Raw genomic sequence first — 25,107 nt, 5'->3', positions numbered from 1 at the left:
CTACCGTTCGAGGACGAGGGCGAGGCCCTGGCCCACGCCGATGCAGAGGGTCGCGACACCGACTCCTGTTCCCTTGCGGGCGAGTTGGTGGGCGACGGTACCGGCGAGCCGGGCACCGGAGGCGCCGAGCGGGTGACCGAGGGCGATGGCGCCGCCCTGCGGGTTGAGGATCGCCGGGTCGAACTCGGGCCATTCGGCGACGCATCCGAGCACCTGGGCGGCGAAGGCCTCGTTCAGTTCGAGGACTGACAGGTCGTCAAATGCCTTGCCCGCCTTGGCGAGTGCGCGGTTGACCGCTTCGACGGGGGCGAGTCCGAAGTACTGCGGGTCGAGCGCGTTCACGCCAGTGGCGGAGATGCGGGCGAGCGGCTGGCGGCCGGTGGCCTTGAGCCCTTCCTCGTCGACCAGGAGGAGTGCGGCGGCACCGTCGTTGAGCGGTGAGGCGTTGCCCGCCGTCACCGTGCCGTTCTCTGGGCGGAAGGACGGCTTCAGCCTGGCCATGGCGGCGAGGGACGCGTCCGGTCGTACGGACTCGTCGGCGGCGAAGACGACCGGGTCGCCCTTGCGCTGCGGGATCGGCACGGGGGCGATCTCGCCGTCGAAGAGGCCCGCGGCCTGTGCCTTCGCCGCCTTGTGGTGGCTGGCGAGTGCGAACTCGTCCTGCTGTTCGCGGCCGATCTTGTGCTTGTCCGCGATCAGCTCGGCGCTCTCGCCGAGCGGGATGGTCCACTCCGGGTTCATGGCCGGGTTGGTCATGCGCCAGCCGAGCGTGGTCGAGTACAGCTCGGTGTGCCCGGCGGGGAAGGGCCGGTCCGACTTGGGCAGGACGTACGGTGCGCGGGTCATCGACTCCACACCGCCGGCCACGGCGATGGAGGCGTCCCCGACCGCGATGGCGCGGGCCGCCTGGATGACCGCCTCGAGGCCGGAGGCGCACAGCCGGTTGACGGTCACGCCCGGCACGGAGGTGGGCAGGCCGGCGAGGAGGGCGGCCATGCGGCCGACGTTGCGGTTCTCCTCGCCGGCGCCGTTGGCGTTGCCGAAGTAGACGTCCTCGATGCGGGCGGGGTCCAGGTCCGGGGTGCGGGCGAGGAGTTCACGGAGGGCATGGGCGGCGAGGTCGTCGGGGCGGACGGACGCGAGCCCTCCGCTGTATCTGCCGATGGGGGTGCGGACGGCGTCGACGATGTAAACCGGGTTCACAGCAGGCCTTCCGTGATGATGAGTTTCGCGTCGGTCTTGGCGACGATCTCCTCGACGCCCACACCGGGTGCGGTCTCGGTCAACACCAGACCTTCGGGTGACACGTCGATCACGCCGAGATCGGTGATGACTCGGTTCACACATGCTCTGCCGGTGAGCGGCAGTGCGCACTCCGTGAGGATCTTCGGCGAGCCGTCCTTGGCGGTGTGGGTCATGACCACGATGACCGTGCGGGCGCCGTGCACGAGGTCCATCGCCCCGCCGATCCCGGTGATCATCTTTCCGGGAATCGCCCAGTTCGCGAGGTCACCGCCCGCCGACACCTGCATCGCGCCCAGGACGGCGACGTCGATGTGACCGCCCCGGATCATCCCGAAGGAGAGCGCCGAGTCGAAGAAGGACGCCCCCGGCAGGACCGTCACGGTCTCCTTGCCGGCGTTGATCAGATCCGGGTCGACCTGGTCCTCGGTCGGATAGGGCCCGGTGCCCAGGATGCCGTTCTCGGACTCCAGGATCACCTCGACGCCCGGCGGGAGGTAGTTGGGGATCAGGGTCGGCAGACCGATGCCGAGATTGACGTACTGACCGTCTGCGAGTTCGCGGGCCGCGCGGGCCGCCATCTGCTCACGTGTCCAGGCCATCAGCCGCTCACCGTCACCGTTCGCTGCTCGATCCGCTTGTCGGCGGCCTGCTCGGGGGTGAGGGCCACCACCCGCTGCACGAAGATCCCGGGCAGGTGCACCGCGTCCGGGTCGATCTCGCCGGGCTCGACGAGTTCCTCGACCTCGGCGATCGTGACCTTGCCTGCCATCGCCGCGAGCGGGTTGAAGTTCCGCGTGGACTTGTTGAAGACGAGGTTGCCGTGCCGGTCGCCCTTCGCGGCGCGGACCAGGGCGAAGTCGGTGCGGATGCCACGCTCCAGGACGTACTCGGTGCCGTCGAACTCCCGCACCTCCTTCGGCGGCGAGGCGAGCGAGACCCCGCCGGAGCCGTCGTACCGCCAGGGCAGTCCGCCCTCGGCGACCTGCGTGCCCACCCCGGCCGGGGTGTAGAAGGCGGGGATGCCCGCCCCGCCCGCGCGCAGGCGCTCCGCGAGGGTGCCCTGGGGGATCAGCTCGACCTCCAGTTCTCCGGCGAGGTACTGGCGGGCGAACTCCTTGTTCGCGCCGATGTAGGAGCCCGTCACCCGGGCGATCCGACCGGCGGAGAGGAGGACGGCGAGACCGGACTCCATCGCCCCGCAGTTGTTGGAGACCACGCCCAGCGCGCCGACACCGCGCTCGTAGAGGGCCTGGATCAGCACGTTCGGTACACCGCTCAGTCCGAAGCCGCCGACCGCGAGGGTTGCTCCGTCCGGCACATCGGCCACGGCCTCGTCGGCCGTGGCGACCACCTTGTCCATCCGTGAAGCTCCGTCCCGTTCGAGCGCCCGGTCGGCATGTGGCCGGCAATTGGTCAGGGCACTGAGCATTTCGGTGAAGTTTCCTTCACGCTGCCACTGCGGGGGCTCGTCGTCAAGACCCGGGGGAAGTGCCAGTTCAGCTCCCTGCATGGGGCTGGACGCATACGTAGGGCCTCCCGGTATCGTTCAGTGCACGGATGAATATGACTTCGGGAGGGCACATGGCCGCGGTGGACCTCACCACCCACCCCGGGCACCTCGCCCGGCGACTGCAGCAGGCGCACTATCTGCTGTGGAACACGATGGTCTCCGAGGAGATCACCTCGCCGCAGTTCGCGGTGCTCAACGCGCTCGTCGACGAGCCCGGGCTCGACCAGCGCACGGCGGGGGAGCGGGTGGGCCTGGACCGGTCGACCATCGCCGAGGTGATCAGCCGGCTGATCCGGCGCGGACTGCTCGACAAGGTGCGCGATCCGCAGGACGGCCGTCGTTTCCTGCTGCGCCTCACCGACGACGGCATGCGCGTCCACCGCAAGCTGATCGTGCGCACGGCCCGGATGAACCAGCTCTTCCTCGCCCCGCTCTCCTCCGAGGAACAGACCGTCTTCTTCGACCTCATCCGACGGGTCGCGGATGCGGCGGAGGGGCTCCGCAATCCCGGGGAGCCGCTCGCCGCCCAGCGGTAGCCGGGGTCGGAGGGCGCGCCTCGGTCAGCAGGTACTCGGTGCGGTGCTGTCGGCTCGCGGAGATGCGCGCGTGTGCCTGGTGCGTGTCGCCGGTCGGCGGTCGGTGGACATGTCCCGGCCCGGCAGGGAGGGGACCCGCGCACACGTCGAGAGTCGTCGCTCTGCGCGGCTGAGGCTCCCGTGCGCCGAGTTGCAGCGCCGTCGCCAAGTCGCCGCGCACCAAACGGCGTTCGGCCGTCCGCACCTCGGCCAGGCGGTGGGCGAAGCCGGAGCTACTTCCCTTCGCGCGCGGCGATGACCCGCAGTGCGTGCTGCGCCTGCGCGTCCCCCAGGTCGGCCGCCCTGTGGAACCAGACGAGGGCCTCGTCCGTCCGGTCCTGCCCGTCAAGGAGTTGACCCAAGCCGTACATGCCGCCGGCGTTCCCGGCGTCGGCCGCTGTGCGGAACCACTCCTCGGCCTCTGCCGTGCGCTCCTGCTTCTTGTGCAGGAGCGCCAGATTCACCGCCGCACCGCTGAACCCCGCCGCGTGGGCTCGGGCGTAGAATCCGGCGGCCTGCTCGGTGTCACCTTGCTCCGCGGCCAGTTTGCCCAGGAAGTCGAGTGCCCCGGGATGGTCCTTGTCCGCTGCCCGGCGCAGCAGTTCCTCGGCCTCCCGCCGACGGCCCCGGCCGAGCCACAGACCGGCCAGGGACACCTCCGCGTCGACGTCTCCGTGCTGCGCGGCCTGTTCGAAGTAGCGCTCGGCGAGGGCGAGTTCACCCGTAACCCGGTGGTGGAGACCCAGGTTGAACTGCGACGGCGCGTGGCCGCGCGAGGACGCCTCGGCGTACCAGCGCAGCGCCTCGGCGGCCTCCTTCCGGTCCCCGTCGGCGAGTTGGAGCGCGAGACTGTGCATGGCGCCGGCGTCTCCCGCGGCGGCGGCCCGGCGGAACCACCGGATCGCGTTGGCGCGGTCGCCGAGATCGACGTAGACGAGCGCGAGGTTGTACTGGGCGTTCACGCTGCCCGACTCGGCCGAGCGGAGGTACGCGTCGCGTGCCTCCGTCAGCCGTCCCTGCTCGGCGTGAGTGACCCCCCGCTTGAACCACTTCCGGCCGCTGAACCACCCACGTCCGCCCACGACTTCCCCCGCCCCGGCCGCACCGATCAAGGACGACAGAGTGGCACAAGCGTGCGAAACCGCGAAAGGGCACCAGACGGTCAGGCCTTCGCGAACACCACCCAGACCTGGCCCTTCGCGAAGTTCACCGGCGTACCGTCCGGGGTGGTGAACTCCGTTCCGTCCGTGGCCTTCTGCCGCTTCCAGTCGACGCTGAAGGTACGGCCGTCCCGCAGGACGTCCGCCTTCCCGGAGCCGACCGACTCGGTGTACGGCGTGTTGTTGCCGAGGACGTCGTGATAGACGGACCTGCGGATCTTCACGTACTGCACGACGACGGTCGCCGGAGCCACCCGCTTGCCGTCGGTCGTCACGGTGGGCGTGCCGTCCTCGGTGACCAGCCAGCGGTGCTTGCTCCCGGACCAGGTGAAGGTGAAGCGGGCCGCCGGATAGCGCACGGTGCGGGAAGCGGTGGGCTTGCCGCCCGCGGGGGCCGCGCCGTAGCGGAAACCGGTCGTCAGGGCCGCCGCGCCCGGCGCCGAGGAGAGCAGCTTGCCCGGGTGCAGATAGAGGTTGTGCGGGGCGGACTTGGTGACGCCCCGGTAGTAGGCGCTCGCCACCTCGTCCGGCGACGCGGAACGAAGGGGCGCCTTGGCGATCAGCGGCAGCAGTTTGTGCTGCGCCCCGGAGAAGGCGAGCGTCGGTTCGTGGAACTGGCGCAGCAGTTCCAGGTCGGACACGCGGGCGCTGCGCACCGGTCCGACGGACCGGGGGAGCTTGGTGGCGAAGACCGCCATCAGCCGGCTCAGCCCGCCCTCGACCTGCTCGGCGTAGACGATGTCCGCCGAGTCCAGACCCGTCTGCGGGCGGGCCGCGGGGACGTTGTCGATCTTCACCGCGAGCACCGGACCGGCGGCGGGGGCGACCGTGCCGTCGGCGCTCGGGCTCTGGGCCGGGCTCTGCGTGGGGGTCTGGACCTTTCCGCGCCCGTCGTCGACGGACCGGCCGTGATGGGCCGAGCAGCCCACCGCCAGGGAGGCCGTCATCGTGGCGGCCAGCAGCGCCGCTCTTCTCGCACCGCGCCGCCGAGGCGTTCTCTGTCCCATGCCCACCGTTGCCACCAAGTCTGTATTTTCGATTGTGCGCTTATAAGTTCATTGATGGCCATACCCGCTCGGTTGTGTTTGTGCGCGCTGATTGCGCCGATCGGACCAGGGGAAATGTGGAAGGGCTCGGTCCCTGACCTGCGGAAGGGTCAGTCCGCAGCGTTCCGCGGGCCCAGAATCTCCGCGAGGTCGTAGCGGACAGGTTCCTCCAGTTGTGCGTAGGTGCAGCTCTCGGGCGTGCGGTCCGGGCGCCAGCGGCGGAAGCGCGCCGTGTGCCGGAAGCGCGCGCCGTTCTCCATGTGGTCGTACGCCACCTCGGCCACCCGCTCCGGTCTGAGCGGCACCCACGACAGGTCCTTCTTGCCCGACCAGCGGCTCGGCGCGCCCGGCAGCCGGGCCGACTCTTGCGCGGCCTCCTCCGCCCAGGCCGCCCACGGATGCCCCGTCGGGTCGTCCATGCGCAGCGGCGCCAGTTCCTCGATCAGCTCGGCGCGCCGCTTCATGGTGAAGGCGGCGGACACGCCCACATGCTGGAGGGTGCCGTGATCGTCGTTCAGGCCGAGCAGGAGGGACCCCACGACGGGCCCGCTCTTGTGCAGCCGGTACCCGGCGACGACCACATCCGCCGTCCGCTCGTGCTTGATCTTGAACATGGCGCGCTCGTCCTGGCGATAGCCCAGGTCGAGCGGCTTCGCCACGACACCGTCGAGCCCGGCGCCCTCGTACTGCTCGAACCACCGCCGCGCGACCTCGATGTCGGTGGTCGCGGGCGCCAGATGCACGGGCGCGGTCGCACCCGACAGCGCCCGGGCGAGCAGCGCCCGCCGGTCGCCGAGCGGTACGTCCAGCAGCGACTCGTCGGCCAGCGCCAGCAGGTCGAAGGCGACGAAGGAGGCCGGCGTCCGCTCGGCCAGCGTCCGCACCCGTGAGTCGGCCGGGTGGATGCGCTCGGTCAGCGCGTCGAAGTCGAGCCGTCCCTCCCGGGCGATCACGATCTCCCCGTCCAGCACGCACCGCTGCGGCACCCGCTCCTTCAGCGCCTCGACCAGTTCGGGAAAATACCTGGTCAGCGGCTTTCCGGTACGACTGCCCAGCTCGACCTCATCGCCGTCACGGAACACGATCGCCCGGAAGCCGTCCCACTTCGCCTCGTAGTGCAGGCCCGGCGGAATGCGCGCCACCGACTTGGCGAGCATGGGCTTCACGGGCGGCATCACCGGCAGATCCATGGTTCCGATTCTGCGCCCGTACGTCGCTCGCCGCCCGGTGTGCGAGCTGTGCGCGGGAGGCCTACGGTGGCTCGCATGGGCGAAGCGGTGGAACTGGAGGCGGGCGGCCGGACCGTACGGCTGTCCAGTCCCGGCAAGATCTTCTTCCCGGAGCGCGGCTTCACCAAGCTGGACCTCGCCCGGTACTACATCGCGGTCGGCCCCGGGATCCTGCGCGCCCTGCGGAACCGCCCCACCACCCTGGAGCGCTATCCGGACGGGGTCGAGGGCGAGAACTTCTTCCAGAAGCGGGCGCCGAAGAACATGCCCGACTGGATCCCGACCGCCCACATCACCTTCCCCAGCGGACGCAGCGCCGACGAGATGTGCCCCACCGAGGAGGCCGCCGTCCTGTGGGCCGCCCAGTACGGCACGCTCACCTTCCACCCCTGGCCGGTACGGCGTGACGACGTCGACAGCCCCGACGAACTCCGCATCGACCTCGACCCGCAGCCCGGCACCGACTACGACGACGCGGTCCGCGCCGCCCATGAACTCCGGTCCGTACTCGACGAGTTCGGCGGTCTGAAGGGCTTCCCCAAGACCTCCGGCGGCCGCGGCCTGCACGTCTTCGTGCCGATCGAACCCAACTGGACCTTCACCCAGGTCCGCCGTGCGGCCATCGCGGTAGGCCGTGAACTGGCGCGCCGGATGCCCGACCAGGTGACGATCAACTGGTGGAAGGAGGAGCGCGGCGAGCGCATCTTCGTCGACTACAACCAGACCGCCCGCGACCGCACCATCGCCTCCGCCTATTCCGTACGGCCCCGCCCGCACGCCCCCGTCTCGGCGCCCCTGCGCTGGGACGAGGTCCCCGTCGCGCACCCCCGGGACTTCGACCTCGCGACGATGCCGGCGCGGTTCGCCGAACTCGGCGACGTGCACGCCGACATGGACGACCACCGCTTCTCCCTGGAGGCCCTGCTCGAACTCGCCCGCCGCGACGAACACGACCACGGGCTGGGCGATCTGCCGTATCCGCCGGAGTACCCGAAGATGCCGGGGGAGCCGAAGAGGGTGCAGCCGAGCCGCGCGAAGAAGGACCCCGACGCCGCCCCTGACGGATCATGAACGGATGACGCGCCTCCTGACCCGGAGCGACCTCGGTGACCTCCTGGAACCCTCGGCCTGTCTCGCGGCGCTGCGCGACGGCTTCCGCGCCGTGGGAGCCGAGGCGGCGATCCCCGGCCAACGGGTGCGCACCGACCTGCCGTTCCCCGGTACGGCCACCGCCCTGATCCCCGGACTGCTGCCCGGCATCGAGGCCTACACCGCGAAGGTCAACGCCAAGTTCCCCGGTGCGCGGCCCGCGTTGCGGGGTGTCATCTGCCTGTACAGCGGTGTGGACGGCGAGTTGCTCGCCCTGCTGGACTCGGCGACGATCACCGCCTGGCGTACGGGACTGGCGGCGGCGCTGGGCACCCATGTGCTCGCGGGGCCCGCCGAGGACGCGGTGGTGGGCGTGATCGGTGCGGGCGCGCAGGCCGAGTTGATGGTGCGGGGGCTGGGTGTCCTGCGGCCGTACGGTCAACTCCTCGTCCACGACACGGACTTCGACCGGGCGACCGACTTCGCCGTACGGCACGGCGGCCGGGTGCTGGGCTCGGCGACGGAGATCGCCTCGGCCGCCGACATCGTGCTCCTCGCGACCTGGTCCCGCACCCCGCTGCTGTCCCTCGCGGACACCCGTGCGGGCCAGCACCTCACCAGTCTCGGCGCCGACGAACCGGGCAAGCGGGAACTCGCCGCGGATCTGCTCGACGCGGCGCTCGTCGTCGTCGACGACCGTCAACTGGTCGCTTCCGTGGGCGCGTTGGCGCCGGACGACATCGACACGACACTCGGCGACGTACTGCGCGGCGACCACCCGGGCCGCACCGATGCCGCCACCCGTTCCGTGTACGCCCCCGTCGGCCTTCCCTGGCAGGACCTGGCGCTCGCCTGGCTGGCGTACCGGCGTGCGGAGGAGGACGGGGTCGGGCGGCGGGTGAATCTGCTGGGATGAGCAAGGGGTTCCCGTCGGGTTGGGAGCGCTCTCACCGTCTGCCTCGCCCGCGGCTATCCTGATCCGCATCATCGAGGAGGGGTCCACACGTGACCGAGACAGCACCGCGTCCCACGCTGGAGGCCGTGGCCGCGCGGGCGGGGGTGTCGCGGGCCACCGTGTCCCGGGTGGTCAACGGCGGGGACGGGGTGCGGGAATCACTCGTCGAACGGGTCAGGCAGGCCGTGGACGAGCTCGGGTACGTGCCCAACCAGGCCGCCCGGAGCCTGGTCACCAAGCGACACGACGCCATCGCCGTGGTGATCGCCGAACCGGAGACCCGCGTCTTCGCCGACCCCTTCTTCGCCATGCAACTCCGCGGCATCAGCAAGGAGTTGACCGCCCACGACTCCCAACTCGTGCTGCTCCTCACCGAAGGCCGCGCCGACCACGCCCGCGTCGGCCGCTATCTCGCCGGCGGCCATGTGGACGGCGCGCTCGTCTTCTCCCTGCACCTCGACGACCCGCTGCCCGGCCTGATCCAACGGGCCGGTGTCCCCACGGTGTTCGGCGGCCGGCCCTCCTGGAGCGAGGGGGCACGCGCCTTCGGCCCCACGGTGTACGTCGACTGCGACAACCGGGGCGGCGCCCGCGAGGCCGTACGGCATCTCGTCGGGCTCGGCCGCACCCGGATCGCGCACATCACCGGCGCGCTCGACCAGACGTCCGCGGTCGACCGGCTCGACGGGTTCCGGGACGTCATGGTCGACGTCGATCCGCGGCTGATCGTCGAGAGCGACTTCACGCCGGGCGGTGGCGAGCGCGCGATGCGGGAACTCCTCGACCGGTGCCCGGACGTGGACGCGGTGTTCGCCGCGAACGACCTCACCGCGTACGGCGCGCTGAAGGTGCTGCGGGAGGAGGGGCTGCGGGTGCCCGAGGACGTGGCGGTGATCGGCTTCGACGACATGCTCCCGGTCGCCGAACAGACCGAACCACCGCTCACGACGGTCCGTCAGGACATAGAGGAGATGGGCCGCTTGATGGCCCGCCTGCTGCTGCGCGGACTCGACCGCCGGGGTGCCCGCGACGGCATCGGAGGCGCACCGTCCAGCGTCATCCTGCCGACGACCCTGGTCCACCGGGCTTCCGCGTGAGCGACGACCTCGCGGTGCTGCGGGGTTCTGAGCTGCCGGGGGCCCGGGTGCTGCCCCCGGGCAAGGCGCACCCCTGCAACCTGCGTGAGTCGCACCTGGGGTGGGCTCACCCCGGGGCGGGCCGCGCCTCCGCGTGAGGCATTTCTGCGCCCGGGTCGCGCCGCTGTGCAACCGACGTCCCCATGAGACCGGCACCCCGCGCGGGTCGCGGATCGTGGCCCCGCGCGGGCCCGGCGTCGTCAGCCCTGGGGCGGCTCGCTCTTGATGATGGCGAAGCGCGCGCCGTGGGGGTCGGTGAGTTGGGCCATGCGGCCGACGCCCTCCATGGTGGTGGCCGGGACGGCGACCTTGCCGCCGGACTCCAGGGCCTTGGCCACCGTGGCGTCGACGTCGTCGACCTCGAAGTACGCCAGCCAGTACGCCCCCGAGGCCGCGCCGGTCGGGTCGACGTCGAGGGGGACGATGCCGCCGAACATCGCGTCCTCGCCGAGGCCGGCCGGGTTGACGCAGGTGTAGTCGACGCCCGCCATGGGCGCGGCCGAGGTCTCCAGACCGAATGAGGCGTAGTAGAACGCCGCCGCCGCGGCGATGTCCGGCGTGTACAACTCGACCCAGGTCAGCGAACCGGGGTCGCCCGCCACGTCGACCCCCTTGGTCCGCCCCGGCTGCCAGATGCCGAACGCCGCGCCCGCCGGGTCCCGGAGGATCGCCATGTGGCCCTCGCCCATCACGTCCATCGGCTGGAACAGGACCGCGCCGTGCGCCTGTTCCACCGCCTTGGCCGTGGCCTCCGCGTCCGGGCTCTGGAAGTACACCGTCCAGGCCGACGCCTCATGCTCCGCGGGCAGGGGCATGCCGCCCGCGACGGTCTTTCCGTCCAGTTGGAAGAAGCCGTACCCGCCGGCCTCGGGCCCCGCCGACTGGAACTCCCAGCCGAAGAGACCGCCGTAGAAGGAGATGGCGCTGTCGATGTCGGGCGAGCCGACGTCCAACCAGTTGGGAGCGCCGTTGACGAAACGGGTGGTGAGCATTGTTGCCCTCCTCATTGAAGGGTCCCGTTCTCTGCACTGCCGAGTCTTGCACCGCCCACTGACAATCGCTGCCGGAGTGCGGCAGCGGTTCGGGGACACGGCCATGATTACCCTCGGTGACCATTGAAGTTCTCCGTGTTTTCATATGGTTCCGCGCGCCGCCGTGCGCCGGTGTGGTCGCGGGGCCATCATCGGGGCGGCCGGAGGCCTCGGAGCGCGGCGTTGATCCCGCGTTGATCGAACGTTTTTCGCCGGACGGCACGATGTGGCCATGCACATCGACACGATCACCACGCCCGACCTGGCCTGGCAGCAGGAGGCGTTGTGCGCGCAGACCGGGGCGGACTTCTTCTTCCCCGAGCCGGGCAGCTCCGTCAGGGAGGCCAAGCGGATCTGCGGCATGTGCCCGATCCGCTCCGCCTGTCTGGAGTACGCCCTCGACAACGACGAACGCTTCGGTGTCTGGGGCGGACTGTCGGAGAAGGAGCGCCTGGAGATCCGACGTGGCTCGCGTTGAACGGGACGCGTTGAGTCGAACGGGTGCGTTTATCGGTGCGGGTCGCGCGGGGGAGTGCGGCTAGGATCCGGGGGCGCACCCGGGCGTAGCGCAGAGGCAGGCGCACGTCGTGCTCTGACGAAGCACATCGGTTCGAATCCGATCCCCGGGCTGCGTTCGGGGGCCCTGTAGAGCAGAGGCAGACTCGCCGCCTTCTCAGGGCGGATACGCCGGTTCGAATCCGGCCGGGGCCCCACTTCACGGTACGGCCGGGGCGGGAATCGATGACGGACGAGGGCGGGATCACCGAGGCGGAACTGGCGGCCTTCCACCAAGTGGTGGGCAGGCTGCGGGAGTTGCCCGTCGACGATCCGGTGCGCCTGCGCGCGGAACAGGTCGCCGCGTCCTTCGCGCGGGACGGCCGGCTGCGCCGCCGCAAGGCCCGCGGCGCCGATGTGACCGCGGCCGACGCGGCGGCGATGGCGGCGACGGCGACGGGGGCGGTGGACCGACGCGAGGACGCTCCGCTGGGTCTTCCGGACGGGCTCGCCGAGGTGGACACCGGGGGTGTGTACCGCAAGCCGCGTGGTTGCTATGTCTGCAAGTCGCCCTATCGACAGGTGGATTCCTTCTACCACCGGCTGTGCCCCGACTGCGCCGCCGACAACTCCGCGCGCCGGGCGCTGCGTACGGATCTGAGCGGGCGCCGGGCGCTGCTCACCGGCGGGCGGGTGAAGATCGGTTTCCAGCTGGCGCTGATGATGCTGCGGGACGGTGCGGAGCTGCTGGTCACCTCGCGGTTCCCGCACGACACCGTGCGCCGGTTCCGCGCCGAGCCCGGCAGCGGGAAATGGCTGGACCGGCTGACCGTGCTCGCCGTGGACCTGCGTGATCCCCGTCAAGTGCTGGGCCTCTGCGAGGAATTGCGGCAGGCGGGCGAGCCTCTGGACATCCTCGTCAACAACGCCGCGCAGACCGTACGACGCCCTCCGCAGTCGTACGCGCTGCTGGCCGCGGGCGAGCGCGACGCGCTGCCCGAGGGGGCCCGGCAGGCACCGGGCTTCACACCGATGCGGATGCTCGCGGGCGGGGCCTCGGCCCTGCCGGTCGTCCTGCGCGAGGCCGACGAGGCCGGACTGCTGCCCGACCCGTCCCCGGAGAACTCCTGGTCGGCACGGCTCGGCGCCCTCGACCCGGCCGAGGTCCTGGAGACCCAACTCGTCAACGCCCTCGCCCCCGCCCTCCTCTGCGACCGACTGCTGCCCCTGCTGCTCGCCTCGCCGCACCCCCGCAGATACGTCGTCAACGTCACCGCCGTGGAAGGCCGGTTCGCCGTCCGCAACAAGACGGCCGGCCACCCCCACACCAACATGGCCAAGGCCGCGCTCAACATGCTCACCCGCACCAGTGCCGCCGAACTCGCCGACCAGGGCGTCCACATGTGCGCCGTCGACACCGGCTGGATCACGGACGAGAACCCCGCTCCCAAGAAGGGCCGCATGGCCGGGGCGGGCTTCCGCACACCGCTCGACATCGTGGACGGCGCGGCCCGCGTCTACGACCCGATCGTGCGCGGCGAGTCCGGGGACCCGGTGTCCGGTGTGTTCCTCAAGGACTATCGAGAGGCGGCGTGGTGAGCGGGGACGCGAGGAACACGGGAGGTTCCGCCGCGCCGGGTTCGGGGGACGGGGCCGTGAAATCTCCGGTGACGGGGTCGGGCGAGCCGCGTCCGACGGCTGCGCCGGTCGGCCCGGAGGCGGCGATGCCGTCGGCGACCGCGCCGGTCGAGCCGCCCCCGGTGCCCGCGCCGCCCGCTCCGGACTCGGAGCACCCGGACTCCCTGCCCGTCACCTTCGCCGGTGTGCCGAGCGTCGTGCCGCGACCGGTCACCGAACTCGGCCCGCTGCTCGACTGGTTGAGGGCGGGGCGACCGGCCGGGGAGCGGCTGGACTTCGCCGTCGGGACGGCCTTGCCCGACGGTCGACTCGACCTGTGCAAGCAGGAGTTGGGGGCGGAGGGCGCCGCGCTGGTCGCCGAGGCCCTGGGCCAAGGGCCCGTCCCCTGTACGGCACTTGCTGCTCGGCACCGACGGGCTCGGGGACGAGGGGGCCGAGGTCGTCGCCGGGGGGAGCGGTGATGTCGAGACGCTCTATCTCGGGTGCAACGGGATCACGGCCGGCGGTGCCTGCCGGATCGCCGACCAGTTGCGCGCCTCGCCGCAGGTCGTCACCGGGGTGTGGCTCAAGCGCAACCCGCTGGGCAGCGGCGGAGGGCGGGCGGCGGCCGAACTCATCGAGTCCGCACGGTCGTTGCGCACACTCGACCTCGTGCAGACCGGGCTCGACCCGGCGGGCGCGACCGTCCTCGCCGACGCGCTGCTCGCCGCCGCCGGCAACGGGCGCCGTATCGAGCGCCTCTTCGTCGGCGGCAATCCGCTCGGCGCGGACGGCACCGTGCCCCTCGCCGCCGTCGTCGGGGCGGGCGCGATCGACGAACTCTATGTCTCCGCCGCCCGGTTGGGAGACCCGGGCGCCCTCCTCCTGGCCGACGCCCTGGAGCGCGCGCCGTACGGACGGCTCACGCGGTTGTCCGTCGCCAGCAACGGCATCGGTCCACAGGCCGCGGCACGACTGGTGACGGCGGCCACCGCGGCCGGGGTCGGGCTGCTGGACCTCGGCCGGGTCCGGGCGGCGGCCGTGCTCGGCGCAGCCGACAACCACGTCGATCTGCGCGCCGCCGAGACCATCGCCGGAGCCCTCGTGGCGGCCGAGCACCGCCTCACCCATCTCGTCCTGTCCCACACCGGGATGCGCAGCCGCGAGGCCCACCGCCTCCTCGACACCGCACCCCGCGCGATCACCCCCACCCGCTTCGTCCTCGGGCAGGGCATCGCCGCCAGCATCAAACGCCGCCTGGGGTCCCTCACCGCCCACCTCCCCGCACCCGCGCTCGCCCCCGACGTGGCCGCCGTACGCAGCGTGCACCGCACGGCGCGGCCGGGGGAGGGCGACCACGGGGTCAGCGACGCGCCATCCCGGTGAAGATGTCGGTCCAGAACCGCTGTTGCTGTGCCGACGCCCCCACCAGATACGTCGCCCGCAGCTTGGCCGGCAGCAGCGCCACCATGCGGGCCACCACCGCGCGGTGCTTCTTCAGCTGGGACAACTCCGCGTTGGCGAGGATCTGGTGGACCACGTCGCTGTCGTCGCCGCCCTCGTCGGTGTGCTCGGCGGCGCGCCGCAGCCGGGCCGCCCAGAGGTCCGCGTCACGGGCCAGTTCCCGCAGGCCGGTGACCGGGCGGCCCTTGAAGCGGTCGATCAGGGCGGTGAGCGGCACGGGCGCGTACTCGCCGTCGCCGAGGTAGACCGTCGCCATCTCCAGCGGCAGCCCCTTGCGGTGCAGCTTGACGAGCCGCTCCAGGGTGCGCTTGGTGATCCAGGCGCGGCCGTCGTCGTCGATGTCGTGCTTCCACCACTCCAGCACCGTCTCGGCGTCCGCGCCGTACCGCGCGAGCAGCCACTCGTTGGCCGGGATGTCCTCCGGCTCCACCGTCAGCGAGGCCGTGAACCGCGTCGCCTGGGCGATGTTGTTCCGCGAGACCAGCAGCTTGCGGCCCAGATGGTACGGCGGGTTCTGGACGGCGATCTGCGCCTTCAGGTTCTCGATGCGGCGGCCGGCCAGCGACCACTCCTGGGTGATCTCCATGAGCTTGGCGAACGCGGCCCTGTCCTTGGGGCGGTTGTACTCGTCCCACACGATCGCCTTGGGCCCGGGCCCGGTGAAGTTCGCCGCGAGCAGGTTGTCCAGGGTGCCGTCCGGCGACGGGATCGGGGCGCACAGGTCCTCGACGTTCGTCACCGGCAGCGAGAAGTACAGCGGCTCCCGGCCCAGGCCCGCGCGGACCGTCTCCCGGACCAGCTCCGTCTTGCCGCAGCCGGGCGGCCCTTGGAGCAGCACTGTCCAGCGGTTGCGCAGCGCGGCCCGCACCACCTGCCGTACCGGGTCGGGGATCGTCGTCGGGTTGGGCACGCCGAGGGCCTCGGCGACGCGGTCCAGGATCTCCGCGGTGCGGTTCTGCCCGGGCCTGCCGTCGGGGCCCGGCTCGGCCAGCCGCAGCCGCTCACCGTCGATCAGGGGCAGGCCCCAGCTGAGCGGGAAGCCCTCCTTCGCGTTGGCCAGGAGATGGTCCAGCGTGCGCGGGGACAGCAGCTCGCGCAGCGCGGGGGAGAGCGACGCCCACACGGCGAACACCGGATTCAGGTCCCAGGGGCGGTACTTGACGGCGAGATGCCGGCGCCAGGACGTGTCGTTCGCCGTGATCCGCATCGTGACCATGCGGTCGAGCAGCGCGAGGTCGCCGCGCCGGGCCGAGGTCTCGGACAGCGACTCGTTGTCCGTGAGGAAGACCCCGACGCAGCCGAGCGCGCGCAGATCGTGCTCGCCGAGCGTCCAGTTGCAGGCGATCTGCATCAGCTGCGACTGGATCGTGTCGCCCGCCTGGAGCGAGTCGTCGATGAGCAGCACGAACGGCGTGCCCGGCTTCAACTGGCTCATCACCAGCTGCCGCAGCACCAGTTCACCGGAGTGCGGGTCCCGCACCGGCGCGTTGACCAGCAGGTCGTCCGGTGTCAGATTCGCCGCCGGGACGTACACCAGCGCGGTGCCCGGGTGGGCGCGGCCGATGTGGGTGAAGAACGTCGCCGTCTTGCCGATGCCGTGCTCGCCGAAGATCTGCCCGGTCTGCCCGATGTCGATCATCGCGTCGATGAAGGACTCCAGGCGCGACACCTCACGCCCGTCGCGCTGGGCACCCGTCGACTGCTCTGTTCCCGTGCTCATCTACCGCGATCCTGTCGTGACGCGATGGCAGTCCATCGCCGGGGTGTGCGTCTCGGGCCACTCGCTGCCGCCCTCGGTGATCAGCCAGATCCACCTGTCCGGCTCGGCGGGCGTGATCGGCGGCGCGTACCCGTCGGTGAGCATCACGACCGCGTCCGGGGTGACGTCGAACCGCCGGCCCTTCACCTCCGTACGTCCCTCCACGTAGTCCGCGACCACCTGGAAACTCGTGCCGCCACCGCCGTAGACCCGCTCGCCCGGCCTGAACGGCATGACCACGGCGTCGAAGGACAGCCAGTGCGCCTCGACCCCGTCGATGCGGCCGACGAGTTCGGTGAGCCAGGTGATCACCTGGTGCGGCATCGAGCCCGAGGTGTCGTAGGCGATGACCAGGACCTTGTCCCGGACCGGGCCGCGACGCGCGAGCATCGGGTCCTGGCCGAGGGCCGCGAGCAGTGCGCCGCGCTTCTTCGGGTACACCAGCCGCTCGCCGTCGCGCAGCTTCGAGCCGAGGACGTCGACCAGCCAGCGCTGCCACCAGTGGACCGTACGCGTGCGTGCCGTCTCGCCGCGCAGGACGCCCGCGCCGAGGCTCCCCCAGATCCGGCCGGCCCGCGCGGGACCGTCCTCCGTGCGGCCCATCAGGTCGAGCAACTCCCGCTCCGCGCCCGCGTGTCCGCGCCGGGCCGCCAGCAGGGAGTTCAACAGCGCGGACGACGTCACCGCGTCCACCGTCTCCTGGTCGGCCGGTACCCACCCGTCCAGCAGGTGCACGCACAGGTGCCGCTCCGGGACCGGAGGGTGCCGCATCCGCTTCAGCTCGCCGTAGACCTTCAGGTCGGTCGCGACGAACTCGTCGTACGGGACGGGCTCCAGGCCGTGCGCGGTGAGGTCCTCGCGGTACAGGGCGTGGATCTTCCGGGGGTCGATGCCCGTCGGCCGGCCGTTCAGCAGCGGCAGCTCGGGGCGGGCGAGGCGGACCAGGGCGACATGGTTGATGGAGACCTCGGCGGCCAGCTCGAAGACCGGGTCGTCGCGCAGTTCCAGGTCGGCGAACAGATGGCGCTGCACCAGGTGCCGGGCCTCGTGGAAGAGCACGAACTTCACGCCGTCCAGGCCGAGTCCGACGAAGAAGTCCGGGTTGAACAGCAGCAGGCAGGAGCCGTCGCCCGAGGCGACCACGGCCGCCGTGTCCACCGCCGTGGTCGGGATCTGGTGATGGCACTTCGCGTACAGCCAGGACGCCACCGCCGACTCGGTCAGCCCGAAGTCCAGCAGCGCGGCCTCCTTCAGCCGCCGCGCCTCCGCGACCGTCGCCGGGTCCGCCGGCCGGTACCGCTCCAGTGCCCTGCGGTCGGCCAGATCGACCACAGGGGTACGCCGACCCCGCTCCCCGTACGCCATCTCACGTCCCCCGCGCCGCAGTTCCCCCGATGGCTCATTGGTACCAGGCCGCACTGACAACGGGCCAAGGCATTACGCTCTGGCCCCAAGGGCGGGGTCGTAGCGCAGAGGCAGGCGCACCGGTCTCCAGAACTGGGACACGCTGGTTCGAATCCAGCCGCCCCGCCCCCCTCAGGCGACAGCGCCCGCCGTCAGCACCAGTTCCACCGTGTTCCCGTGGAACGTGTCGATCAGCTGCGCCAGCACCGACCAGGCGTCCTCGTGGTCGGACAGGTGCTCGCGCACGAGGGGTCGCAGGGCGTCCTCGGCCTCGGACACGCGCGCTGGGAACAGCAGTTGACCGGTGGACAGCACCTTCAGTACGTGTGACGCGGGGCCCCAGGCGGTCGCGTAGTCGGCGGGGCTGTCCAGCACACCGGCCTCCTTCACCCGGTGGGTGAACTTGCGGTGTGTGCCGAACCGCGCGCGCAGTGCGGGTGGGCAGTCCGGGCGTACGGACAGCGCCCAGCGTGCGTAACCGGGCAACGGACGGTCCTGGTCCGCCTCCGTGACCGCCTGCCAGTCGGAGCGCTCCAGGACCATCGACGCGGCCGTCCGCGCGGACTGCATGGAGGTGCCCTCGCGCAGGGCGCCGACCAGGCCGAAACGGGTGTAGTTCTCGGGAACCGGCGGCTCCAGTTCCATGCCCAGGCCGTTGATCACGGTCAACGGCCCTTCGCGGCCGGGACCGAACGGCACACCTCGCACGATGGCCCGCCGCATCGCGTTGTCCGCCGACATGTGCCGCCAGACGCTGAGGTTCAGCTCCGGATCGTCCTCCTCCAGAACCCACAGCAGCACGGAGGCCGGCACCGGGACCCTCGTCCAGGACCACATCTCGACGTTGCGCCGGGCCTCGGGAGTCCGCTCGGGATCCGGCTCCGGGAGGCCGATCCGCCGCCGTATCCGCGCGGCGTCCCCGCTGTCGATCAGGCCGAGCAGAAAGCCGACCGCCGCCCCCGACGTGCTGTTGTCATGCATGGCGGCATGATGCCGCAGGCCGGCCGCCTTCCGCACCGGCGATTCGGTCGCCGGTGCGGAGGGCCGGGGTGGGTCAGGCGCTCGCGCGGGCCGCCATGCGGGCCTTGCGGATCGCCAGCTTCTCGTCGAACTTGGAGGCCTCGGAGTCCAGGCCGCCCATGTAGAGGCCGATCTCCTCCTGGGCCTGCTGGCCCTCGGGGCCGAGACCGTCGATGTCCATGACCTTCAGGAAGCGCAGCACGGGCTGGATGACGTCGTCGTGGTGGATGCGCAGGTTGTAGACCTCGCCGATGGCCATCTGGGCGGCGAAGCGCTCGAAGCCGGGCATGCCGTGACCGGGCATCCGGAAGTTGACCAGGACGTCGCGCACGGCCTGCATGGTGAGGTCGGGGGCGAGCTCGAACGCGGCCTTCAGGAGGTTGCGATAGAAGACCATGTGGAGGTTCTCGTCGGTCGCGATGCGGGCCAGCATGCGGTCGCAGACCGGGTCGCCCGACTGGTGGCCCGTGTTGCGGTGCGAGACGCGCGTGGCCAGCTCCTGGAAGGCGACGTACGCCACGGAGTGCAGCATCGAGTGCCGGTTGTCCGACTCGAAGCCCTCGCTCATGTGCTGCATCCGGAAGGCTTCCAGCTTGTCCGGGTCCACCGCGCGGGAGGCGAGCAGGTAGTCCCGCATGACGATGCCGTGCCGCCCCTCCTCCGCCGTCCAGCGGTGCACCCAGGTGCCCCAGGCGCCGTCGCGGCCGAACAGGGAGGCGATCTCGTGGTGGTAGCTGGGGAGGTTGTCCTCGGTAAGGAGGTTCACGACCAGGGCGATACGGCCGATTTCGGTGACCTTGGACTGCTCCTTGCCCCAGGCCTCGCCGTCCTCGAAGAAGCCGGGGAAGTTACGGGCGTCGCTCCACGGGACGTACTCGTGCGGCATCCAGTCCTTGGTGACCTTGAGGTGCCGGTTGAGTTCGGTCTCGACGACTTCTTCCAACGCGTACAGCAGCTTGGCGTCGGTCCAGACTGCGGGGCTGCCGAGGTGCGGGGAAGTGATCGTCACGGGGACTCCAGGGGGACGTGGTGCAAAACCGAACAAACCGGCGAGCGGTGCCGGGGCCTGTGCAACTTACGGAATCGTAGGCTACGAAACCGTAGGTTACGAGACCGTAGGTTAAGGCCGCTGTAAAGGTCGCTGTTCAGGCCGTATCGCGGGGGAATCCGCAGAAGTCCCAGGACCGCAGGTCCCGGCGCCGAACGGGCGGTTCGGTCACCCGGTCAGGCGTACAGATCCCGGAGCCGGACCGAGAGGCACGTCACACATCCTTCGAGTTTCTCGAACTCGCTGATGTCCACCACGACCGGCTCGTGGCCGAGGTCGGCGAGCAGATCGGCCGTCTTGGGCGCGCTCGCCGCCATCAGCAGCTTGTCGCCGCCGAGCAGCACCACATGCGCGCCGGACTCCTCGGGCACCGACAGGAAGCGCGGGAACAGCGAGGGCCGGTCCACCATCGGGATGTGCCCGAGCACCGTCCCGTCGGGCAGCGCGGTGACCGCCGACTTCAGATGCAGCACCTTGCTCACCGGCACGGTGACCACCCGCGCCCCGAGCGGCTCGAACACGGCCCGCAACTGCTGCACGCCGGCCGCGTTCGTCCGGCCGCCCCGGCCGACGTAGATCGTGTCGTCGACCTTGAGCACGTCACCGCCCTCCAGGGTGCCCGGGTCCCAGACCCAGTTCACCGAGCAGCCGAGCCGGGCCGCCGCCTCCTCGACCCCGCCGGTCTCCTCGCGCCGGGACTCGGCGCCGGGCCGGGCGATCAGCGCCACGTTCTTGTACATGACCACCGCGTCCTCGACGAACACGGAGTCCGGGCAGTCGTCGGCCGGGTCCACCTCGATGGTCTCCCAGCCGTGCACCCGCAGCGTCTGCGTGTAGGCCTCCCACTGCTCGAAGGCCTGCTCGACATCGACCTTCTCCCGCTCGATGTGCGTGACCAGCCCTTCGGCCAGGCGCGGGCTGGGGCGGCGGACGAGCGCCTTCTTGCTGGGCACGAGCGGGACTCCGTATCGGCGGGATCGTTTCGGCACCGTCGGCGCGGCACCGGTTGGCCATCATGCGTCACCCGTCCGTGCCGACAAAACCCCTCGCGTGAGGCTGTGGCCCTCCTGAGACGCGCCCGGAGGGCCCGGGCCGGGTGCCGCACGGGCGCTATGCCGGGTGTTCCACCTCCTCCGGCGTGATCGTCCGCAGCTCCCCGTCCAGCAGCAGCCAGCGTGTGATGCCGATCGACTCCAGGAACGGCAGGTCGTGACTGGCCACGATCAACGCCCCTTCGTACGACGCCAGCGCCGAGGTGAGTTGCCGCACACTCGCCATGTCGAGGTTGTTCGTCGGCTCGTCCAGCATCAGCAGCTGCGGCGCGGGCTCCGCCAGCATCAGCGCGGCCAGCGCCGCCCGGAAGCGCTCACCGCCGGAGAGGGTCGCCGCCCGCTGGTCGGCGCGGGCACCACGGAACAGGAAGCGGGCCAGCCGGGCCCGGACCCGGTTGTTGGTGGCGCTCGGCGCGAACCGGGCCACGTTCTCCGCCACCGTCAGCTCGTCGTCGAGGACGTCGAGCCGCTGCGGCAGGAAGCGCAGCGGGACATGGGTCACCGCCTCGCCCGACACCGGCGCCAGCTCCCCGGCGATCGTGCGCAGCAGGGTCGTCTTGCCCGCGCCGTTGCGGCCGATCAGCGCGATCCGCTCCGGCCCGCGCAGATCGAGCCCGCCACCCACCCGCGCGCCGTACGCGAGGTGGAGGTCGAGGAGGGTGAGGACCTGGCGCCCCGGCGGTACGGCCGTGTACGGCAGGTCGACGCGGATCTCGTCGTCGTCCCGTACGGCCTCCACCGCCTCGTCGAGCCGTTCCTTCGCCTCGGCCAGCCGCTCCTCGTGCAGGATGCGGTGCTTGCCCGCGGACTCCTGCGCTGAGCGCCTGCGCGCGCCCATGACGATCTTCGGCTCGCGCTTCTGCTCGAACATCTTCTGTCCGTACTTCTTGCGCCGGGCCAACTTGACCTGGGCGTCGGACAGTTCGCGTTTCTGCTTGCGGAAGTCCGCCTCGGCGACGCGCACCATCCGTGTCGCGGCGTCCTGTTCGGTGGCCAGGGCCTCCTCGTAGGCGGAGTAGTTGCCGCCGTACCAGGTGATCTCGCCGGAGCGCAGATCGGCGATCTGGTCGACGAGGTCCAGGAGTTCACGGTCGTGGCTGACCACGATCATCACCCCGGGCCAGGAGGCGACGGCCGCGTACAACCGTCTGCGTGCGTACAGGTCGAGGTTGTTGGTCGGTTCGTCGAGGAGCAGGACGTCCGGGCGGCCGAGCAGCAGCGCGGCCAGCCGCAGCAGCACCGACTCCCCGCCCGACACCTCGCCGATCGTGCGGTCCAAGTCGATGTGCCCCAGGCCGAGTTCGCCGAGTGTGGCAAGGGCGCGCTCTTCCACGTCCCAGTCGTCGCCGAGTGTCTCGAAGTGCTCCTCGGCCGCGTCACCGGCCTCGATGGCGTGCAGGGCGGCGCGTCGAGCGGCGATGCCGAGCGTCTCGTCGACGCGCAGGGCGGTGTCGAGCGTGACGTTCTGCGGGAGGTAGCCGACCTCGCCCGCGATCCGCACGGTGCCGTCCACCGGGGCGAGTTGCCCGGCGATCAGCTTCAACAGGGTCGATTTTCCTGAGCCGTTGACTCCGACGAGCCCCGTTCTGCCGGGTCCGAAGGCGGCGTCCAGCTCCTCGAAGACGGAACTGCCGTCGGGCCAGGCGAAGTCGAGGGACGTACAGGTGACGAAGGTATGCATGAGGGCCTCGCGGTTGCTTGACGCGGTCAGGGCGGACGCGTAGCGAGACACCGCGAGGCGGGAGACTGGTCCCGGGGCAGAGGAGAAGGCCCTGTTCCGGAGGACGGCTCGAACGCCGAGGTCGTACACGACGAAACACACCCCACGGGTGTGTACGCGGTGTCTCAGAACCTCAGACGAGCAACGTCCTACTCCTATCGACGGCAACAGAACCGAGGGCAACGCTACGAACGGTGCCGCAGGGCTGTCAACGCATTAAAACGGGGGCCCGCGGCCTTCACCTCCGTGTCGGATTCCTGCCAGCCAGGGCGCGCCCGCGCCTGCTTGAGTGGGACGCATGACGAACCAGAACACCCTCCGTGACCGGGCTCTGGCCTTCCGCGCGCTGCATGTGCCGGGGCATCCGCTGGTCCTCCCGAACGCCTGGGACGCCGCGAGCGCCCGCATCGTCGAGGACGCGGGCGCGGCGGCCGTGGCGACGACCAGCGCGGGCCTCTCCTGGGCCCTCGGCGTCCCGGACGGCGACCGGCTGGTCCGGGAGCGGGCCCTGGAGGTGGTCGCGCGGATCACCGCGTCCGTCGCCGTACCGGTGAGTGCCGACATCGAGAGCGGTTTCGCGCCGGACGCGGAGGGCGTCGCGGACACGGTCCGCGCGGTGCTCGCCGCGGGTGCGGTGGGGGTGAACATCGAGGACGCGCTCTACGGGGGTGAGGGCGTCCTGCGTCCGGTCGCCGAGCAGGCCGAGCGCATCACCGCCGCGCGCGAGGCCGCCGACGCGGAGGGCGTGCCGCTGTTCGTCAACGCGCGGATCGACACGTATCTGCGGGGCGCCGGGGGAGTGGACGCGACGCTGGAGCGGGCCGCCGCGTTCCGGGCCGCGGGCGCCGACGGGATCTTCGTCCCCGGTGCCGTCGAACCGGGAACGGTCAAGGAACTCGTCGACGGGATCGACGCGCCGCTCAATGTGCTGGTCGGCCCCGGGGCACCGGCGGTCGCCGAACTGGCCGCGCTGGGTGTCGCCCGCCTGAGCGCGGGCTCCGGCATCGCGGCGGCCGCCTACGCCGTGGTCCGCCGTGCCGCGCGGGAGCTGCTGGACACGGGCACCTACGACACGCAGACGGGAGGGCTCGGCTACGGCGAGCTCAACTCACTGCTGGCGCGGGGGCGTTAGGTCAGTAGGCGTCGCGCATCAGCTCGGCGAGGTCGTGGTCCAGGTCGAGCTGGAGGTGTTCGAGACCGGCGGGCACCAGCTCGCCGGTGGCCGCCAGGAAGCGGCGCACCTCGGACGAGTGGACATGCACGACGGCGGTGCCCTCGGGCGCGTGGAACTCCAGGACGGTGCGGTCGAAGCCGTAGGGCCGCACCCGGACGTCGCCATGGCCCTCGGCGCCGTGCAGACCGGCCGCGAGGAGGTCACGGGCGAAGGTCCAGCAGACCTCGACGCCCTCCAGGGTGGCCGGTGCCGGGAAGGTCATCCGGACGGCGAAGGGGTCCCGCCGGTCGTAGTGCAGGGTGGCGGGAATGCTCGGCATCCGCGGTGCGGCGGCGACGAGGCGGGCCTCTACGGGCTGCTCGATGACGATGGACAAGGCCTTGCTCCCTTGAGTGACGGCGGTGCTACTGCGGTGAAGACCGGAGGGACTCCTGAAAAGATTCCGGAACGGACCCCCGAGTGGATTGGTCCGCACTGGAAGAGACGCTGGAACAGGCCTCTCCGTGTACATGAATTTCGAGTGACCTCTGTCACCGCCGCCCATATGCGCCCAAGGCGGGCGCGGGCATCTGGACGGCCCTCGGGGAGTGGGCTAGCTTCGCCCGCCATGAGGCGCATGGGGAAGACGCGACGGGTGGGACGTACGTACCGGAGCATGGCGGCGGCGGTGGTGTGCGGCGCGGCGCTGACCGCGCTCACCGCCGTACCGGCGCAGGCGCGGGACACGGCGCACCGGGCTCCGCACTGGGAACTCAAGGACAGCGGGGCCGCCGACGTGCGCTTCCGGGGACTGTCGGCCGTCAGCCGGAACACCGCGTGGGTGGCCGGGACGGCGGGCACGGTGCTGCGCACCACCGACGGCGGGGCGAGCTGGCGGAACGTCTCGCCGCCCGGGACCACCGACCTTCAGTTCCGGGACATCGAGGCGTTCGACGCGCGGCGCGCGGTGGTCCTGGCGATCGGCGAGGGGGAGGCGTCCCGCGTCTACCGCACCGACGACGCCGGAGCGACCTGGACGGAGTCCTTCCGCAACACCGACGCGAAGGCCTTCTACGACTGCATGACCTTCTTCGACAGCCGGCACGGTCTCGCGATGAGCGACCCGGTGGACGGGAAGTTCCGCATCCTGTCGACCGGCGACGGCGGCCGCTCCTGGAAGGTGCTGCCGAACACCGGGATGCCGGCCGCGCTCGACGGCGAGGCGGGCTTCGCGGCGAGCGGCCAGTGCCTGGTGAGTTCCGGGCCGAGGGACGTCTGGCTGGCCTCCGGCGGGGGTGCACGCGCGCGTGTCCTGCACTCCGCGGACCGGGGCCTCACCTGGACGGCGACCGACACGCCGATCCCGGCCGGTGACCCCGCGCGCGGGGTCACCGGCCGG

At 71.3% G+C, this 25,107-nt stretch carries 24 protein-coding genes and 3 tRNA genes; 13 read left to right on the top strand and 14 right to left on the bottom strand.

Annotated features, from left to right (window positions below):
• Genes JHN63_RS07140 through JHN63_RS07130 form a run of 3 tightly spaced genes read right to left on the bottom strand, consistent with a single transcriptional unit; the run spans position 1 to position 2,605 of the window.
• Positions 1 to 1,203 (bottom strand): thiolase family protein, encoded by a 1,203-nt coding sequence (locus JHN63_RS07140; protein WP_200678036.1) that lies wholly within the window; start codon positions 1,201 to 1,203, stop codon positions 1 to 3.
• Positions 1,200 to 1,844, bottom strand: a complete 645-nt coding sequence (locus JHN63_RS07135; protein WP_200678035.1) for a CoA transferase subunit B — start codon at positions 1,842 to 1,844, stop codon at positions 1,200 to 1,202. Before JHN63_RS07135 ends, JHN63_RS07140 begins: the two co-directional genes overlap by 4 nt.
• Positions 1,844 to 2,605, bottom strand: a complete 762-nt coding sequence (locus JHN63_RS07130; RefSeq protein ID WP_200678034.1) for a CoA transferase subunit A — start codon at positions 2,603 to 2,605, stop codon at positions 1,844 to 1,846. Before JHN63_RS07130 ends, JHN63_RS07135 begins: the two co-directional genes overlap by 1 nt.
• 221 nt (positions 2,606 to 2,826) lie before the next feature.
• On the opposite strand from JHN63_RS07130, the gene JHN63_RS07125 reads away from it, so the two are divergent.
• Positions 2,827 to 3,291 (top strand): MarR family winged helix-turn-helix transcriptional regulator, encoded by a 465-nt coding sequence (locus JHN63_RS07125; protein ID WP_200678033.1) that lies wholly within the window; start codon positions 2,827 to 2,829, stop codon positions 3,289 to 3,291.
• Between the two features lie 272 nt (positions 3,292 to 3,563).
• On the opposite strand, the gene JHN63_RS07120 is transcribed toward JHN63_RS07125, so the two are convergent.
• The 3 genes from JHN63_RS07120 to JHN63_RS07110 form a co-directional block, all read right to left on the bottom strand.
• On the bottom strand, positions 3,564 to 4,412 hold the full coding sequence (locus JHN63_RS07120; RefSeq protein WP_200678032.1) for a lipopolysaccharide assembly protein LapB: 849 nt from the start codon (positions 4,410 to 4,412) through the stop codon (positions 3,564 to 3,566).
• 80 nt (positions 4,413 to 4,492) lie between these two features.
• On the bottom strand, positions 4,493 to 5,497 hold the full coding sequence (locus JHN63_RS07115; RefSeq protein ID WP_200678030.1) for a DUF3048 domain-containing protein: 1,005 nt from the start codon (positions 5,495 to 5,497) through the stop codon (positions 4,493 to 4,495).
• Positions 5,498 to 5,646: 149 nt separating this feature from the next.
• Positions 5,647 to 6,726, bottom strand: coding sequence for an ATP-dependent DNA ligase (locus JHN63_RS07110; protein ID WP_200678028.1), 1,080 nt, complete (start codon positions 6,724 to 6,726; stop codon positions 5,647 to 5,649).
• A gap of 75 nt (positions 6,727 to 6,801) precedes the next feature.
• Here JHN63_RS07110 and ligD point away from each other — a divergent pair, with 75 nt between their 5' ends.
• The 3 genes from ligD (at position 6,802) to JHN63_RS07095 (ending at position 9,906) form a co-directional block, all read left to right on the top strand.
• The gene (gene ligD, locus JHN63_RS07105) at positions 6,802 to 7,836 is read left to right on the top strand and encodes a non-homologous end-joining DNA ligase (protein ID WP_200678026.1); all 1,035 of its coding nucleotides are present in this window, start codon (positions 6,802 to 6,804) and stop codon (positions 7,834 to 7,836) included.
• Between the two features lie 4 nt (positions 7,837 to 7,840).
• Complete coding sequence (locus JHN63_RS07100) at positions 7,841 to 8,770, top strand: ornithine cyclodeaminase family protein (RefSeq protein ID WP_200678024.1); 930 nt, start codon at positions 7,841 to 7,843, stop codon at positions 8,768 to 8,770.
• Between the two features lie 89 nt (positions 8,771 to 8,859).
• Positions 8,860 to 9,906, top strand: coding sequence for a LacI family DNA-binding transcriptional regulator (locus JHN63_RS07095; RefSeq protein WP_200678022.1), 1,047 nt, complete (start codon positions 8,860 to 8,862; stop codon positions 9,904 to 9,906).
• A gap of 239 nt (positions 9,907 to 10,145) precedes the next feature.
• Here JHN63_RS07095 and JHN63_RS07090 read toward each other — a convergent pair whose 3' ends face one another.
• The gene (locus tag JHN63_RS07090; protein ID WP_200678019.1) at positions 10,146 to 10,937 is read right to left on the bottom strand and encodes a VOC family protein; all 792 of its coding nucleotides are present in this window, start codon (positions 10,935 to 10,937) and stop codon (positions 10,146 to 10,148) included.
• Between the two features lie 271 nt (positions 10,938 to 11,208).
• On the opposite strand from JHN63_RS07090, the gene JHN63_RS07085 reads away from it, so the two are divergent.
• The 6 genes from JHN63_RS07085 to JHN63_RS07065 all read left to right on the top strand — a co-directional run bounded on the left by JHN63_RS07085 (position 11,209) and on the right by JHN63_RS07065 (position 14,474).
• On the top strand, positions 11,209 to 11,454 hold the full coding sequence (locus JHN63_RS07085; protein WP_200678017.1) for a WhiB family transcriptional regulator: 246 nt from the start codon (positions 11,209 to 11,211) through the stop codon (positions 11,452 to 11,454).
• A 78-nt stretch (positions 11,455 to 11,532) separates the two neighbouring features.
• Positions 11,533 to 11,605, top strand: a tRNA-Val gene (locus JHN63_RS07080).
• Positions 11,606 to 11,615: 10 nt separating this feature from the next.
• Positions 11,616 to 11,687, top strand: a tRNA-Glu gene (locus JHN63_RS07075).
• Between the two features lie 30 nt (positions 11,688 to 11,717).
• Complete coding sequence (locus JHN63_RS07070; protein ID WP_200678015.1) at positions 11,718 to 13,070, top strand: SDR family NAD(P)-dependent oxidoreductase; 1,353 nt, start codon at positions 11,718 to 11,720, stop codon at positions 13,068 to 13,070.
• Positions 13,071 to 13,126: 56 nt separating this feature from the next.
• On the top strand, positions 13,127 to 13,570 hold the full coding sequence (locus JHN63_RS52465; RefSeq protein ID WP_234476245.1) for a hypothetical protein: 444 nt from the start codon (positions 13,127 to 13,129) through the stop codon (positions 13,568 to 13,570).
• The gene (locus JHN63_RS07065) at positions 13,506 to 14,474 is read left to right on the top strand and encodes a ribonuclease inhibitor (protein WP_234476244.1); all 969 of its coding nucleotides are present in this window, start codon (positions 13,506 to 13,508) and stop codon (positions 14,472 to 14,474) included. Before JHN63_RS52465 ends, JHN63_RS07065 begins: the two co-directional genes overlap by 65 nt.
• Here JHN63_RS07065 and JHN63_RS07060 read toward each other — a convergent pair.
• Positions 14,452 to 16,272 carry an AAA family ATPase gene (locus JHN63_RS07060; protein WP_200678013.1) on the bottom strand — a complete coding sequence of 607 codons (1,821 nt, stop codon included), beginning with the start codon at positions 16,270 to 16,272 and terminating at the stop codon, positions 14,452 to 14,454. The two genes, JHN63_RS07065 and JHN63_RS07060, sit on opposite strands and share 23 nt — an antisense overlap.
• Positions 16,273 to 17,676 (bottom strand): hypothetical protein, encoded by a 1,404-nt coding sequence (locus JHN63_RS07055; protein WP_200678011.1) that lies wholly within the window; start codon positions 17,674 to 17,676, stop codon positions 16,273 to 16,275.
• A 91-nt stretch (positions 17,677 to 17,767) separates the two neighbouring features.
• Here JHN63_RS07055 and JHN63_RS07050 point away from each other — a divergent pair.
• Positions 17,768 to 17,843, top strand: a tRNA-Trp gene (locus JHN63_RS07050).
• Between the two features lie 4 nt (positions 17,844 to 17,847).
• On the opposite strand, the gene JHN63_RS07045 is transcribed toward JHN63_RS07050, so the two are convergent.
• The 4 genes from JHN63_RS07045 to JHN63_RS07030 all read right to left on the bottom strand — a co-directional run bounded on the left by JHN63_RS07045 (position 17,848) and on the right by JHN63_RS07030 (position 22,516).
• Positions 17,848 to 18,696: a hypothetical protein gene (locus JHN63_RS07045; RefSeq protein ID WP_200678009.1), complete on the bottom strand. Its 849-nt coding sequence runs from the start codon at positions 18,694 to 18,696 to the stop codon at positions 17,848 to 17,850.
• A 73-nt stretch (positions 18,697 to 18,769) separates the two neighbouring features.
• Positions 18,770 to 19,744, bottom strand: coding sequence for an acyl-ACP desaturase (locus JHN63_RS07040; RefSeq protein WP_200678007.1), 975 nt, complete (start codon positions 19,742 to 19,744; stop codon positions 18,770 to 18,772).
• Positions 19,745 to 19,959: 215 nt separating this feature from the next.
• Positions 19,960 to 20,736 carry a dimethylargininase gene (ddaH, locus tag JHN63_RS07035; protein ID WP_200678005.1) on the bottom strand — a complete coding sequence of 259 codons (777 nt, stop codon included), beginning with the start codon at positions 20,734 to 20,736 and terminating at the stop codon, positions 19,960 to 19,962.
• A gap of 157 nt (positions 20,737 to 20,893) precedes the next feature.
• The gene (locus tag JHN63_RS07030; protein WP_200678003.1) at positions 20,894 to 22,516 is read right to left on the bottom strand and encodes an ABC-F family ATP-binding cassette domain-containing protein; all 1,623 of its coding nucleotides are present in this window, start codon (positions 22,514 to 22,516) and stop codon (positions 20,894 to 20,896) included.
• Positions 22,517 to 22,853: 337 nt separating this feature from the next.
• Here JHN63_RS07030 and JHN63_RS07025 point away from each other — a divergent pair, with 337 nt between their 5' ends.
• Positions 22,854 to 23,687 carry an isocitrate lyase/phosphoenolpyruvate mutase family protein gene (locus tag JHN63_RS07025; protein ID WP_200678001.1) on the top strand — a complete coding sequence of 278 codons (834 nt, stop codon included), beginning with the start codon at positions 22,854 to 22,856 and terminating at the stop codon, positions 23,685 to 23,687.
• A gap of 1 nt (position 23,688) precedes the next feature.
• Here the strand turns inward: JHN63_RS07025 and JHN63_RS07020 are convergent, their stop codons facing one another.
• A complete protein-coding gene (locus JHN63_RS07020) occupies positions 23,689 to 24,105 on the bottom strand; it encodes an SsgA family sporulation/cell division regulator (RefSeq protein WP_200677999.1) in 417 nt (138 codons plus the stop codon).
• A gap of 240 nt (positions 24,106 to 24,345) precedes the next feature.
• On the opposite strand from JHN63_RS07020, the gene JHN63_RS07015 reads away from it, so the two are divergent.
• On the top strand, positions 24,346 to 25,107 hold a 762-nt coding region (locus JHN63_RS07015), incomplete at its 3' end, for a YCF48-related protein (protein ID WP_200677996.1).

This window comes from Streptomyces sp. MBT65 (genome assembly GCF_016612545.1).
Classification (GTDB): domain Bacteria; phylum Actinomycetota; class Actinomycetes; order Streptomycetales; family Streptomycetaceae; genus Streptomyces.
The sequence above is the reverse complement of the archived record's forward strand: the minus strand, read 5'-3'. Positions and strand labels throughout refer to the sequence as shown.